Source organism: Pseudomonas sp. LBUM1656, assembly GCF_059716065.1.
This window is the reverse complement of record NZ_CP166800.1, coordinates 233897-247675: the sequence shown is the minus strand read 5'-3', so window position 1 is coordinate 247675 and position 13779 is coordinate 233897. Positions and strand designations below refer to the sequence as shown.

Below are 13779 nucleotides of genomic sequence, written 5' to 3'. Positions count from 1 at the left end.
AGAAACACATGACTCTTTCTCACCACGTCGCGGTCATAACGAGCGATGAGCAAGCCCTGATCGTCGCGACCGATCTGGCCGAAGATTTCAAGCGTGACAGCGCCCTGCGCGACCGCGAACGCCGTTTGCCTCACCCGGAGCTGGAAGTGTTTTCCCGCTCGGGTCTTTGGGGCATCAGCGTGCCCAAAGAGTACGGCGGTGCGGGTGTTTCCAACGTCACCCTGGCCAAGGTGATCACCTTGATTGCCCAGGCTGACGGCTCGCTTGGACAGATCCCACAGAACCATTTCTACGCCCTCGAAGTGCTGCGCGTGAACGGCAGCGAAGAGCAGAAAAAGCGCCTGTACACCGAAGTGCTCGCCGGCCAGCGCTTCGGCAATGCCTTGGCGGAACTGGGCACCAAAACCGCCCACGACCGCGTCACCAGCCTGACCCGCGACGGCAATGGCTATCGCATCAACGGTCGCAAGTTCTACGCGACCGGCGCGATTTACGCGCAACGCATTCCGACTTCGGTGGTGGATGAAAACAGCGTGCAGCAACTGGCGTTCGTCCCCCACAACAGCAAAGGCCTGACCGTCATCGACGACTGGAGCGGCTTCGGCCAGCGCACCACCGGCAGCGGCTCGGTGGTGTTCGAAGACGTCTACGTCGCCGCCGAAGACGTGATCCCGTTTCAAAGTGCCTTCGAGCGCCCGACCACGGTCGGCCCGCTGGCACAGATTCTTCACGCCGCCATCGACACCGGCATCGCCCGCGCCGCTTATGAAGATGCGCTGCACTTCGTGCGCACCAAAACCCGGCCGTGGATCGACGCCACCGATGAAAAAGCCACTGACGACCCGCTGACCCTCAAGAGCTTCGGCCACCTGAGCATTCGTCTGCATGCGGCTGAAGCACTGTTGGAACGCTCCGGCGAATTCCTCGACAAGGCCCAGGCCGACACCAATGCCGAAACCGTCGCCGCCGCCTCGATTGCCGTCGCCGAAGCCCGCGCCATCAGCACCGAAATATCCCTCGCCGCCGGCAGCACGCTGTTTGAACTGGCCGGCAGCCAGGCGACGCTGATCGAACACGGTCTCGATCGCCACTGGCGCAACGCACGGGTGCATACGCTGCACGACCCGGTGCGCTGGAAGTATCACGCCGTCGGCAATTACTACCTCAACGATGAAAACCCTCCGTTGCGAGGGACCATCTGATGGCCGAGGCCAAAAAGAAGATCCTGCTCAACGCGTTCAACATGAACTGCATCGGGCACATCAACCATGGCCTGTGGACGCATCCACGGGACAACTCCACCCAATACAAAACCCTCGAATACTGGACCGGACTGGCGCAGTTGCTGGAGCGCGGGTTGTTCGACGGTTTGTTCATCGCTGACATCGTCGGGGTTTATGACGTTTACCAAAACTCCGTCGACGTGCCGTTGAAAGAGTCGATCCAGCTACCGGTCAACGACCCGCTGCTGCTGGTTTCGGCCATGGCGGCGGTGACGAAAAACCTCGGCTTCGGCCTCACCGCCAACCTGACGTACGAGCCGCCGTATCTGTTCGCCCGACGCATGTCGACGCTCGATCACCTGAGTCGCGGCCGGGTCGGCTGGAACATCGTCACCGGCTACCTCGACAGCGCCGCCAAAGCCATGGGCCTGAGCGAACAAGTCGAACACGACCGCCGTTACGACCAGGCAGATGAATACCTGGAAGTGCTCTACAAACTCTGGGAAGGCAGTTGGGAAAACGGCGCGGTGCTCAATGACCCGCAGCAACGGATCTACGCCTTACCTGAGAAAGTGCACAAGGTCGAGCACAAGGGCGAGTTCTATCAGGTCGAGGGTTATCACCTCTGCGAGCCGTCGCCGCAGCGCACGCCGGTGCTGTTCCAGGCTGGCAGCTCCGATCGCGGTTTGCTGTTCGCCGGGCGTCACGCCGAGTGCGTATTCATCAGCGGGCAGAACAAACCGTCAACCAGGGTTCAGGTGGACAAGGTCCGCGCCAGCGCTGTTGAAGCCGGGCGTCATCCCGAGGACATCAAGGTGTTCATGGGCTTGAACGTGATTGTCGGCGCCACCGAAGAGCTCGCTTGGGCCAAGCATGCCGAGTACTTGAGCTATGCAAGTGCCGAGGCTGGAGTTGCGCATTTTTCGGCATCGACCGGGATCGATTTTTCCGAATACGAGATCGACGAACCGATCCAGTACGTGAAAAGCAACGCGATCCAGTCGGCGACCAAAAATCTGCAAAACAACGACTGGACCCGACGCAAATTGCTCGAGCAACACGCCCTCGGCGGACGCTACATCACGGTGGTCGGTTCACCTGAGCAAGTGGCGGATGAACTGGAATCGTGGATCGCCGAAACCGGGCTGGATGGCTTCAACCTGACACGGATTGTCACACCGGAAAGCTATGTGGATTTCATAGAACTGGTGATTCCGGAGTTGCAGCGGCGTGGGTCGTACAAGACGGCTTATGACGACGGCAGCCTGCGGGAAAAGCTGTTCCACGGCGAAGCGCATTTGCCTGAGCAACATACCGGATCTCACTACCGACGCTAATCCCTGTAACTGATCGTTCCCACGCTCTGCGTGGGAATGCAGCCAGTGACGCTCTGCGTCACAGCCGTAGGGACGCGGAGCGTCCCGGGAGGCATTCCCACGCGGAGCGTGGGAACGATCGGCCTTAACTTGACTGGAAAACTCATCATGAAAAAGACCTACCTCTCCCACCCAGTCAAAGCACTGGCCCTGGCCCTCGGCCTCTTCAGCTCCATCTCCTTCGCCGCCGACGCGCCGCTGAAAGTCGGCACCACTGCCGCCTTCGCCATCCCGCTGGAAGCCGCCGTCGAGGAAGCGAAAAAACAAGGCCTGCAAGTCGACCTGGTGGAGTTCAGCGACTGGATCGCCCCCAACGTCAGCCTCGCGGCCGGCGACATCGACGTGAATTACTTCCAGCACGTTCCGTTCCTGGAAAACGCCAAAGCCGCCGCCGGTTTTGACTTGGTGCCGTTCGCACCGGGGATCATCAACAACGTTGGCCTCTACTCGAAAAAATACAAAAGCTTCGACGAGTTGCCGCAAGGCGCCAGCGTCGCCATCGCCAACGACCCGATCAACAGCGGTCGTGGCCTGCAACTTTTGGCCAAGGCCGGTTTGATCACCCTCAAACCGGGTGTCGGCTACAAGGCCACCGAAGAAGACATCATCGCCAACCCGAAGAAAATCAAAATCCTCCAGGTTGAGGCCGTGCAACTGGTTCGCGCTTATGACGACGCCGATTTGGTCCAGGGCTATCCGGCCTACATTCGTCTGTCGAAGACCTTCGATGCCGGTTCGGCCCTGCTGTTCGACGGCCTCGATCACAAGGAATACGTGATCCAGTTCGTAATCCAGCCGAAAAGCAAAACCGACCCGCGCCTGATCAAGTTCGTCGATATTTATCAGCATTCGCCGGCTGTTCGTGCAGCCTTGGATAAAGCCCACGGCAAGCTCTATCAAGCTGGCTGGGAAAGCTGAGGATGACGGCCGCCACCCAACTGCGACTGGAAATTCCAGAGCCCCACAACGCGATACACACTGAACTGCATCCAGCCCTTAACCGTGCCCACGTGCGCTTCATTGGCCTGGGCAAAACCTACACCGGCCAGCAAGGCCCGGTGGCGGCGTTGCACGGCATCGACCTGGTGATCCAGCGCGGCGAGGTGTTCGGCATCATCGGTCGCAGCGGTGCCGGCAAGTCGTCGCTGATCCGCACCATCAACCGTCTCGAACAACCGAGTACTGGCCGGGTGTTGATCGATCAAGTGGACATCGGCGAGTTCGATGAAGACCGTCTGGTGGCGCTGCGCCGACGGATCGGCATGATCTTCCAGCACTTCAACCTGATGTCGGCAAAGACCGTTTGGCAGAACGTCGAGTTGCCCTTGAAAGTCGCCGGCGTGCCCAAGGAAAAACGCGAGCAGAAGGTCCGCGAACTGCTGGAACTGGTGGGCCTGCAAGGCAAGCACAAGGCCTATCCGGCGCAGCTGTCCGGCGGGCAGAAACAACGCGTCGGCATCGCCCGTGCCTTGGTGCACGACCCGGAAATCCTGCTGTGCGACGAAGCCACGTCGGCGCTGGACCCGGAGACCACGCAATCGATTCTCGGCCTGCTGCGCGAGATCAATCAGCGCCTGGGTTTGACCATTGTGCTGATCACCCACGAGATGGCGGTGATTCGCGATATCTGTGATCGGGTCGTGGTGCTGGAACACGGGCACATCGTCGAGCAAGGGCCGGTGTGGGAAGTGTTCGGCAACCCGCAACATGAGGTCAGCAAGACCTTGCTCGCGCCGCTGCAACACGCGTTGCCGGAAGAACTGCAAAGCCGCTTGCGCCCGCAACCTCAGTCTTCGGACGCGGCGGTGGTGTTGCGTTTGCAATTCACCGGCAGCGCCACGGATGAACCGGATCTGGCGGCACTGTTCTGCGCCCTCGGTGGCCGCGTGCGGTTGCTGCAAGGTGGCGTGGAACGGATTCAGGGCCACGCGCTGGGGCAATTGCTGCTGGCGGTGAGCGGATCGTCGGTCGGCGCTGAAGAATTGCGTCAGCGTGCCGGCCACTGGGCGCAACAGGCGGAGGTAGTGGGTTATGTGGTTTGATCGGTTGCTGCAAGGCTTCATCGACACGTTTTTGATGGTCGGCGTGTCGTCGCTGATTGCGTTGCTGGCGGGCATTCCGCTGGCGGTGATTCTGGTCACCAGCGCCAAGGGCGGCATCTACGAAGCACCGGCGCTGAACCGCGCACTGGGCGGCTTCGTGAACCTGTTCCGCTCGATTCCGTTTCTGATTCTGATGGTGGCGCTGATCCCGTTTACCCGGTTGATCGTCGGTACCACGTACGGAGTCTGGGCCGCCGTGGTGCCGCTGACGATCGCGGCCACGCCGTTTTTTGCGCGCATTGCGGAAGTCAGCTTGCGCGAGGTGGATCACGGCTTGATCGAAGCCGCGCAGGCGATGGGTTGCCGGCGCTGGCACATCGTCTGGCACGTGCTGTTGCCTGAGGCGCTGCCGGGGATTGTCGGCGGTTTCACCATCACACTGGTGACCATGATCAACTCATCGGCCATGGCCGGGGCGATTGGTGCGGGCGGGTTGGGCGATATCGCCTATCGATACGGGTATCAGCGGTTTGATAGCCAGATCATGTTGACGGTTATTGTGTTGCTGGTGGTGTTGGTGGCGGTGATTCAACTCGGTGGGGATCGGTTGGCTCGCGGACTCAACAAGCGCTAACCGAGATGGCCGCCGCGACAAACACCTTGTAGCAGCTGGCGAAGCCTGCGTTCGGCTGCGAAGCCGTCGTAAATCCTGCGTGCATAGTCTTCCTGAAACACCGCGGACTCTGATTTCACGACTGCTTCGCAGCCGAACGCAGGCTCCGCCAGCTGCTACAAGATCGCATTGCGGCTTAGCTGACTGGCATCAGGACAATCCCCCCCTCGCCAAAGAGGAACATTTCCCACAGGAAAATCAGTGTGCCTACAGGCCTGTTCCCTTTCATTTGCAGGACATTTCCTAGATCATTCTGCCCGCTTGCGCCGGTGGATTCTCGTGGCTAGTCTCCGTCCGTCACTGCTCATCAGTGATCGGGTTTAGTCGCCCGGACCGGACGCATAGCGCCACCCATTCTCAGGTATTTCCTTTGCCTGAAATCTATGGTGGCTGTGCGTAGGGCACCTTCGGGTGCGCCGGTTCCCGGTGTCCGGTCGACTAACCTGCGTGCAGCCGCCACCCCTAATTCGTTTAGTCGCGAGATCGGTTGGCTCCAACTAATCACCGGAGTTTTACCAATGAAAAGATCCGTCCCCGATCCACCTCCCGAAACATCCACCCAAGACAAACCCTCCGACGATCCGCCAAGAGATCGTTCCGCCCTTTATCGTGCAATCGATTTCTACCTCACCGGAGAACAGCCTTCAGCACCCGATGAGCTGCGGTTCTACAACGTCAGTGAAGACGTGAGCTTTGAAGACACCCAACTCTATGTCGCAGACCTGCTGCGCTGCGCCTCGGTCACCGCGTATCAGTGTGGTGACCACCTCAAAGGTGCGGACCGGGCCATGGTGTTCTCTGTCTGGCATCTGCTGGAGATTGCCAAAGCCATGGTTGATCGTTCCATTGATTGCCTGGGGATGAAGCAGGGTTGAGTCTGGCCTGAGCCTTCAGTCGTCAGTGATACCGCTTTCGCGAGCAAGCCCGCTCCCACATTTGATCTTCGGTGAATACAAAACTTGTGTTCTACGCGATTAAGGGTGGGAGCGGGCTTGCTCGCGAATGGCTGCGAAGCAGCCCCAAGTCTGATGGCGTATATTCGGCAAATCCCCATTGCCTGCGCAGCCGACCATGAAACAAACCCCCACCGACCTCGAGCAGATCACCGCCACCACTCTGGGCCATTACAACTCGGTGGCCGAAGGTTTTCGCGAGGGGACTCGCGATCACGATGTCAGCCAGAACATCGATGCCCTGCTGCGGCATATTCAGGGCGAGGCGCCGTTCGACATTCTCGATTTCGGCTGTGGGCCGGGGCGTGATTTGCAGACGTTCACGCGCATGGGCCACACGGCTGTCGGGCTCGATGGGTCAGAGAAGTTTGCGCAGATGGCGCGTGAGGACAGTGGTTGTGAAGTCTTGCAACAGGATTTTCTGAAACTGGATCTGCCGGGTGAACGCTTCGACGGGATTTTCGCCAACGCCGTGCTGTTTCATATCCCGCGTCAGGAATTGCCTCGGGTGTTGAAAGAATTGCGCGAGGCGTTGAAGCCGGGTGGCGTGTTGTTCAGTTCCAATCCTCGTGGTGAAAATCAGGAAGGGTGGAATGGGCCGCGGTATGGGGCGTATCACGATCTTGCGGCTTGGCAGCAATTGCTGACGGAGGCGGGGTTTGTGGAGTTGGAGCATTACTACCGGCCGGCAGGGCTGCCGCGGGAGCAGCAGCCTTGGTTGGCGAGTGTTTGGCGTAAGGTGTAAAGCCTTCAGTTGATCGTTCCCACGCTCTGCGTGGGAATGCCTCTCGGGACGCTCCGCGTCCCTGCGGCTATGACGCGGAGCGTCACTGGCTGCATTCCCACGCAGAGCGTGGGAACGATCATTAAGCGGCGTCTTTCTTCGGCTCGCGGATTTTGTACCAGGCAACGTAAAGTGCCGGCAAAAACAGCAACGTCAGCAATGTCGCAATGATGATCCCGCCAATCATGGCGTACGCCATCGGCCCCCAGAACACTTCCCGGGCAATCGGGATCATCCCCAGGCTCGCCGCCGCAGCGGTCAGCAGAATCGGCCGACGCCGATGCTCTGTGGCCTGCGCCACGGCATCCCACGGTGCAAGGCCCTCTTTCTCCAGGGCATCGATCTGGGTCACCAGAATCACCGAGTTACGGATGATGATGCCGATCAGCGCCAGAATTCCCAGGATCGCCACAAAGCCCATCGGCGTGCCCGTCGGGATCAGCGCCAGCACCACGCCAATCAAGCCGAGCGGCGCGACGCTGGCCACCAGGAACAGCTTCTGCACGCTGTGCAGCTGAATCATCAGGAAGGTCGCCATGAGGAACAGCATCAACGGCACCACCTTGGCAATCGGCCCTTGGGCCTTGCCGCTTTCCTCCACCGTACCGCCCGTGGCAACCGAGTAACCCACCGGCAAACTGGCGGCGAATTTATCGATGTCGGGCTTGAGCTGTTTCACCAGGTCGGTCGGCTGAATCTCGTCGCGCACCGCCGCCTTGATGGTGATGGTCGGCTTGCGGTCGCGACGCCAGACCAGCGGTTGCTCAAGCTCATAGCGCACCGTGGCGAAGGCTAGCAGCGGAATCGACGTGCCGACCGGGGTGACGATCTGCAAGTTCTGCAGGGTTTCCGGCGTGCCGCGTTCCGCGTCCACCGCGCGCCCCACGACGTTGATCAGGTAGATATCGTCATCGACCTGAGTGACCGGCGAGCCGACCACGATGCTGTTCATCAGGTTGGCCACGTCTTCCGACGACAGCCCCAATTGCCGCGCCTTGTCCTGGGCGATGTCGATGCGCAGGACTTTGCCCGGTTCGTTCCAGTCGTAAATAATCTCGCCGATGTGCGAGTTTTTATCCAGCTCGGTGGCCAGCGCGATGGCGTGTTTGCGCACCTGATCGATGTCCTTGCCGCTGACCCGGTACTGAATCGGACGACCCACCGGCGGGCCCATTTCCAGCGCCTGAACGTAGCTGCCGATGCCGACGAAATCTTTACGCAGCCGCTCGCGCAAGCGCTGGCTGAGGGCGTTACGCGACTCCAGCCCTTTGCTGACGATCACCAATTGCGCGTAGTACGGGTTCTGCAATTGCTGGTCGAGGGGCAGGTAGAAACGGATCGCACCCTCGCCGATGTAAGTGCTCCAGCGCACGATGTCCGGGTCGTCCTTGAGCGTCGCTTCGAGCTTGTCCACCGCCTTGCGGGTTTCGGCGATCGAGGCGTTTTGCGGCAGGTTGAGGTCGACGAGGATTTCCGGGCGGTCCGAAGACGGGAAGAACTGGTTCTGCACGAACTGCATGGAAAAAACCGACGCGACGAACAGCGCAATCGTGATGCCGATGGCCCACCAGCGATTGCGCATCGACCAGAGCATGCCGTAATTGAACGCACGACCGATACGACCCGGCTCGGCGGAATGAGGCTTCACGTTGGCGCTGAGGATGTGCACGCCGATCACCGGGGCGAACAATACGGCGACAACCCACGACACCAGCATCGCGACGGCGATCACCGCAAACAGAGTGAAGGTGTACTCACCCGCCGAGCTGGCGTTCAAGCCGATGGGCACGAAACCGGCCACCGTCACCAACGTACCGGTGAGCATCGGGAAGGCGGTCGAGGTGTAGGCAAACGTCGCCGCCTGCTCCTTGGTCTCGCCCATTTCCAGGCGCGTGACCATCATCTCGACTGTGATCATTGCATCGTCCACCAGCAGGCCGAGGGCGATGATCAGCGCGCCGAGGGAAATCCGCTGCATGGTGATGCCGCTGTATTCCATGAAGATGAAGACCATCGCCAGCACCAGCGGGATCGAGCACGCCACCACCAACCCGGCGCGCACACCGAGGCTGACGAAGCTGACGATCAGCACGATCACCACCGCTTCGAACAAGGCACTGGTGAAACCGCCGACGGCTTTTTCCACCACTTCAGCCTGGTCGGAAACCGTGTGCACACCGACACCCACTGGCAAGTCGGCGGTCAGGTCGGTCATGCGCTGGTGCAACGCCTTGCCGAACTCCTGGATGTTGCCGCCCTTCTTCATGGCGATGGCGAGGCCGATGCCCGGATGGCCGTTGTAGCGGAACTCCGGTGTCGCCGGGTCAACGTAGCCACGGCTGATCTCGGCGATGTCGGCCAAGCGGTAGAAGCGATCATTGAGCCGCAGGTTGACGTTGGCCAGGTCTTTCTCGGAAGCGAACTGCCCCGAGGTGCGCACCGAAATGCGCTCGGGACCTGCCTCGATCACACCGGCCGGGGTCACTGAGTTCTGGGTTTGCAGGCTCTGCACAACCTGGCGCTGATCGATGCCCAGCGCCGCCAGTTTGCGGGTGGAGAAATTCAGGTAGAGGACTTCGTCCTGCTCTCCGACCATCTCGACCTTGCCCAGCCCCGGCACTTCGCGAATTTCGGCGCGGACCTGTTCCACGTAATCGCGCAACTGGCGCATCGACAAGCCGTCGGCGGTAAAGGCATAGACCGAACCGAACACATCACCGAATTCGTCGTTGAACCCCGGCCCCTGAATGCCTTGAGGGAAATCGCCGCGGATGTCGTTGATCTTCTTGCGCACCTGGTACCAGATTTCCGGAATGTCCTTGGCGCTGGTGGTGTCGCGCAGGTTGACGAACACCGTTGATTCGCCGGGCCGGGTGTAGCTTTTCACGTAGTCGAGGGAGTCGAGTTCCTCGAGCTTTTTCTCGATGCGGTCAGTGACCTGCTTGAGGGTTTCTTCCTGGGTCGCGCCCGGCCAGCGGGTCTGGATGACCATGGTCTTGATGGTGAACGACGGGTCTTCCTCGCGGCCCAGGTTCATGTACGAGAACACGCCCATCAGCAGCGCGACGAACATCAAATACCAGACAAACGACTGATGCTTGAGGGCCCATTCGGATAAGTTGAAACTCCCTTTCATTGTGGGCTGTCCTCGTCGATTTTCACTTTTTGCCCGGGTTTCAGGCTGTTCACACCGGCGCTGACCACCCGTTCACCGGACTTCACGCCACTGGCCAGGATCATCGTTGAATCCGTGCGGCTGACCAGGCTGACGTCTCGTGGGGCAACGGTCTGGGTCTGAGTATCGATGACCCAGATGCGGGTTTTGCCATCGACCTCCTGAAGCGCGCTCAAGGGCAGTTCGATGCGCGGTTTGATCGCGGAGCTGAGGGTCACGCTGATCGCAGTACCCAGGCGGAAACCGGCTGGCGTATCTGTCAGGGTCAGGCGGGCTCGGCGGGTACGGGTCGCACTCTGGGCCTGGGGTTCGATTTCGCGAACGATGGCGGTGGTCGTGATGCTCGGGTCGAGTTGCACCGCAACCTGGAACACGACGTCGGTCGGCAGCTGGTCGACCAGGGTGTCCGGCAGGTCGATCACGGCTTCCTTGATGTCCGGCTGCGCCAGGGTCACCACTTGCTGGCCCGCGGTGACGACTTGCCCGGCTTCGGCATTCCACGCGGTGACGATGGCTTTGTGGTCGGAGCGCAGCTCAACGTAATTGAGCTGATCCTTGGCCTGATCGACCGCCGCTTTCGCTTGATCGAGGGAGGCCTGGGTGGTTTTGAGGTCGGTCTGCGCGATGTCGAGTTGCGCCTGGGCGCCGACGCCGCGATCGAACAATTCCTTTTGGCGCCGAGCGTTGGCCTGGGCGTTGATCAGTTGCGCCTGAACGCTGGCCAGATTGCCCTGGGCGGAACGCAACTGGTTCTGCTGATCGGTGGGGTCCAGCGTGGCGAGCAGCGCGCCCTTTTCCACTTCGGCACCGACATCGACATTGCGGCTGGCGATGCGCCCCGGCACGCGGAACCCGGTATTGCTTTCATAGCGGGCCTGGATGCTGCCGGCGAAGCGGCCGAGATTTTCCTCGTTCAAGGCCAGGACCTTGACCGATAGCACCGGGCGCACCGGCTCCGGTGGTGCTTCTTTTTCCGAGCAGGCCGCCAGCATCACCGCAGTGCACACCAGTAACAGACGCTTCATGGCTGGGCTTCCACTGCGAGATCCTTGTAGGTGTTTTCGGCGATGTCGACTTTCACGCCGGGGTGCAGCAACTGACCGCCGGCGATGACGACTTTCTCACCACCTTGCAGACCGGCGCTGATGATCACTTTGCCGGTCAGGTAGCGACCGACCGTGACGGTGTGCAGCTGCGCCTTGCCCTCGCCATCCACCAGCCATACCGCCGGATCACTGAGGTTTTTGGTCAGCGCCGACCACGGCAACTCCACAGCGGATTTGCCCGGTGTCTTGGCCGTGGCGCTCACCACCGAGCCCAATTGCATGCCTTCGGGCAGACCGTCGAGGGTGACTTTGACTTGCACGGTGCCGGTCTGCGCGGACACGGCCGGGGTGATTTCCCGCACGGTGCCGGTGGTTTTGATCGCCGGGTTGTCGAGCAGGCTGACCACGATGGTTTTATCTTCCGGGGCCTCGGCCAGCAGCGATTCGTAGACGTTGAACACCGCGTCGCGCTCACCGTCGCGCGCCAGGCTGAAGATCGGCACCGTCGCCTGCACCACCTGGCCGACCTCGGCCTGGCGCGCCGTAATCACACCCGGCGCATCGGCTATCAGCGCGGTGTAGCTGAGTTGTTCGCGAGCGTTGGCGAATTGCGCTTGGGCCGCAGTCAATGCGCTTTGACTGCTGCGCAAGGCGGCTTGGGCGGAATCGTATTCGCTTTGGCTGGTGTAGCCCTTGGGCAAAAGTTTTTGCTGACGGACGAACGCAGCGGCGGTCTGTTTGACCCGGGCCTGCTCGGCGACAACCTGGGCCTGGGCCGAGTCGACGTTGGTCTGCAAGTCCTTGGGGTCGAGTTTGGCCAGCACTTGCTTGGCCGACACCCGGTCACCGACATCGACCATGCGTTGAATGATCTTGCCGCTCACGCGGAACGACAATTCGGTCTGGACCCGGGCCTGAACATCGCCGGTGAGTGTCACCGACGCGGCGTAATCCGCGGGTTTGACCTCCTGGACGAAGACCCGCGGACGGTCCTTCTCGACCTGAGGTTTATCACCACAAGCGCTCAGCAGCGCAAGGAGGCTCAGGCCAACCACTGTTTTCAATCCGGGACCAGCCATGCAGACTCCTTTGCGTTGTACGGACGTGCCAATGGCGATACGACTGTGAGCTTAGAACAGGGTTCCACGTCTGCACTTGCGATCTTTATACTCCCTCTTGATCGTTCCCACGCTCTGCGTGGTAACGCCGCCATGGACGCTCCGCGTCCACTGTGACGCAGAGCGTCAAGGGATGCATTCCCACGCAGAGCGTGGGAACGATCAGAGAGAGAATAATGCTCAAAACCCTCGCGGTGGCCAATTACCGCTCGATCAATAAATTGGTGATTCCGCTGGGCCGGTTGAACCTGATCACCGGCCCCAACGGCAGCGGCAAATCCAACCTCTACCGCGCGTTGCGGCTGCTGGCGGAAACCGCTCAGGGCGGCGTCGTCAACGCCTTGGCCCGTGAGGGCGGCCTCGATTCGACGTTCTGGGCCGGGCCGGAAACCATCACCCGGCGGATGCGTAATGGTGAAGTCCCGATCGAGGCGACCGTGCGCCACGGCGTCAAACGCCTGCGCCTGGGGTTTGCCGGTGAGGATTTCAGCTATGCGATCGCGCTGGGTTTGCCGGAGCCGAGCCTGTCCGCGTTTTCCCTGGACCCGGAAATCAAAAAGGAATGCATCTGGAACGGCCCGTTTTATCGCCCGGCCAGTCTCATGGTCGAACGTAACGGCCCGATGATCCGAGCCCGGGTCGGTCGCGACTGGGACGTGCTGGCCCAGCACACACCGAACTTCGACAGCCTGTTCGATCAGGTCGGCAGCTTCCGTACCTCGCCGGAAGTCATGCAATTGCGTGAGTTCATCCGCCGCTGGCGCTTTTACGATCACTTTCGCAGCGATGCCGATGCACCGGTGCGCCAACCGCAACTGGGCACCCGCACGCCGGTGTTGCATCACGATGGTCGCGACCTCGCCGCCGCGTTGCAGACGATTCGTGAAATCGGCGACCCCGAGGCATTGCAGTCTGCGATCAGCGACGCGTTCCCCGGTGCACGACTGAATATCGCGCCGTTGCAGGGCGGGCGGTTTGCGATTGAGTTTTTTCAGGAAGGGTTGCTGCGACCGTTGTCAGCGGCCGAACTGTCGGACGGGACGTTGCGGTATTTGCTGCTGGTGGCGGCGCTGCTGACGCCTCGACCGCCGACGTTGATGGTGCTGAACGAGCCGGAGACCAGTCTGCACCCGGACCTGTTGCCAGCGTTGGCACGGTTGATTATCCGGGCGTCGGAGCAGTGTCAGGTGTGGGTGGTGTCCCATGCGCGGCGGTTGATTTCGGCGTTGCAGGAAGATCCGGAATGCAATTGCATTGTGCTGGAGAAGAACCTCGGCCAGACCGGAATTGTCGGGCAGCGGTTGCTGGATGAGCCGGCGTGGCATTGGCCGGATTAAGCGGCGCTTGAACCACCGCTATCGCGAGCAGGCTCGCTCCCACAGTTGACCG

11 protein-coding genes are annotated in these 13779 nt (G+C 60.9%); 8 read left to right on the top strand and 3 right to left on the bottom strand.

The annotated features are described in order from the left end of the window. The first annotated feature begins 8 nt into the window (after window positions 1–8). From ACA072_RS01095 to ACA072_RS01065, 7 genes are all read left to right on the top strand, one after another. On the top strand, window positions 9–1202 hold the full coding sequence (locus tag ACA072_RS01095; protein WP_497622564.1) for an SfnB family sulfur acquisition oxidoreductase: 1194 nt from the start codon (window positions 9–11) through the stop codon (window positions 1200–1202). Beyond that, window positions 1202–2560, top strand: coding sequence for an LLM class flavin-dependent oxidoreductase (locus ACA072_RS01090; RefSeq protein WP_497622562.1), 1359 nt, complete (start codon window positions 1202–1204; stop codon window positions 2558–2560). Before ACA072_RS01095 ends, ACA072_RS01090 begins: the two co-directional genes overlap by 1 nt. 147 nt (window positions 2561–2707) lie before the next feature. Next, entirely contained in the window at window positions 2708–3517 is an 810-nt protein-coding gene (locus tag ACA072_RS01085; protein ID WP_497622560.1) for a MetQ/NlpA family ABC transporter substrate-binding protein, read from the top strand. Between the two features lie 2 nt (window positions 3518–3519). Then, on the top strand, window positions 3520–4641 hold the full coding sequence (locus ACA072_RS01080; protein WP_497622558.1) for a methionine ABC transporter ATP-binding protein: 1122 nt from the start codon (window positions 3520–3522) through the stop codon (window positions 4639–4641). After that, entirely contained in the window at window positions 4631–5275 is a 645-nt protein-coding gene (locus ACA072_RS01075; protein WP_497622557.1) for a methionine ABC transporter permease, read from the top strand. Before ACA072_RS01080 ends, ACA072_RS01075 begins: the two co-directional genes overlap by 11 nt. A gap of 557 nt (window positions 5276–5832) precedes the next feature. Further along, window positions 5833–6189, top strand: a complete 357-nt coding sequence (locus ACA072_RS01070) for a DUF6124 family protein (protein WP_497622556.1) — start codon at window positions 5833–5835, stop codon at window positions 6187–6189. A gap of 196 nt (window positions 6190–6385) precedes the next feature. Then, the gene (locus ACA072_RS01065) at window positions 6386–7012 is read left to right on the top strand and encodes a class I SAM-dependent methyltransferase (RefSeq protein ID WP_497622554.1); all 627 of its coding nucleotides are present in this window, start codon (window positions 6386–6388) and stop codon (window positions 7010–7012) included. Between the two features lie 121 nt (window positions 7013–7133). On the opposite strand, the gene ACA072_RS01060 is transcribed toward ACA072_RS01065, so the two are convergent. The 3 genes from ACA072_RS01060 to ACA072_RS01050 are packed head-to-tail and all read right to left on the bottom strand — an operon-like array spanning window position 7134 to window position 12351. Further along, entirely contained in the window at window positions 7134–10187 is a 3054-nt protein-coding gene (locus ACA072_RS01060) for an efflux RND transporter permease subunit (protein ID WP_497622552.1), read from the bottom strand. Then, window positions 10184–11251 carry an efflux RND transporter periplasmic adaptor subunit gene (locus ACA072_RS01055; RefSeq protein ID WP_497622550.1) on the bottom strand — a complete coding sequence of 356 codons (1068 nt, stop codon included), beginning with the start codon at window positions 11249–11251 and terminating at the stop codon, window positions 10184–10186. Before ACA072_RS01055 ends, ACA072_RS01060 begins: the two co-directional genes overlap by 4 nt. Continuing rightward, window positions 11248–12351: an efflux RND transporter periplasmic adaptor subunit gene (locus ACA072_RS01050; RefSeq protein WP_497622548.1), complete on the bottom strand. Its 1104-nt coding sequence runs from the start codon at window positions 12349–12351 to the stop codon at window positions 11248–11250. Before ACA072_RS01050 ends, ACA072_RS01055 begins: the two co-directional genes overlap by 4 nt. A gap of 215 nt (window positions 12352–12566) precedes the next feature. Between ACA072_RS01050 and ACA072_RS01045 the strand changes: the two genes are divergently transcribed. After that, entirely contained in the window at window positions 12567–13727 is a 1161-nt protein-coding gene (locus ACA072_RS01045; protein WP_497622547.1) for an AAA family ATPase, read from the top strand. The last annotated feature ends 52 nt before the right edge of the window (window positions 13728–13779 follow it).

Excerpts from the sequence above, each read along its gene's own strand:
- ACA072_RS01095 (WP_497622564.1), top strand. The coding sequence starts at position 9 with ATGACTCTTTCTCACCACGTCGCGGTCATAACGAGCGATGAGCAAGCC.
- ACA072_RS01090 (WP_497622562.1), top strand. The coding sequence starts at position 1,202 with ATGGCCGAGGCCAAAAAGAAGATCCTGCTCAACGCGTTCAACATGAAC.
- ACA072_RS01085 (WP_497622560.1), top strand. The coding sequence starts at position 2,708 with ATGAAAAAGACCTACCTCTCCCACCCAGTCAAAGCACTGGCCCTGGCC.
- ACA072_RS01080 (WP_497622558.1), top strand. The coding sequence starts at position 3,520 with ATGACGGCCGCCACCCAACTGCGACTGGAAATTCCAGAGCCCCACAAC.
- ACA072_RS01075 (WP_497622557.1), top strand. The coding sequence starts at position 4,631 with ATGTGGTTTGATCGGTTGCTGCAAGGCTTCATCGACACGTTTTTGATG.
- ACA072_RS01070 (WP_497622556.1), top strand. The coding sequence starts at position 5,833 with ATGAAAAGATCCGTCCCCGATCCACCTCCCGAAACATCCACCCAAGAC.
- ACA072_RS01065 (WP_497622554.1), top strand. The coding sequence starts at position 6,386 with ATGAAACAAACCCCCACCGACCTCGAGCAGATCACCGCCACCACTCTG.
- ACA072_RS01060 (WP_497622552.1), bottom strand. The coding sequence starts at position 10,187 with ATGAAAGGGAGTTTCAACTTATCCGAATGGGCCCTCAAGCATCAGTCG.
- ACA072_RS01055 (WP_497622550.1), bottom strand. The coding sequence starts at position 11,251 with ATGAAGCGTCTGTTACTGGTGTGCACTGCGGTGATGCTGGCGGCCTGC.
- ACA072_RS01050 (WP_497622548.1), bottom strand. The coding sequence starts at position 12,351 with ATGGCTGGTCCCGGATTGAAAACAGTGGTTGGCCTGAGCCTCCTTGCG.
- ACA072_RS01045 (WP_497622547.1), top strand. The coding sequence starts at position 12,567 with ATGCTCAAAACCCTCGCGGTGGCCAATTACCGCTCGATCAATAAATTG.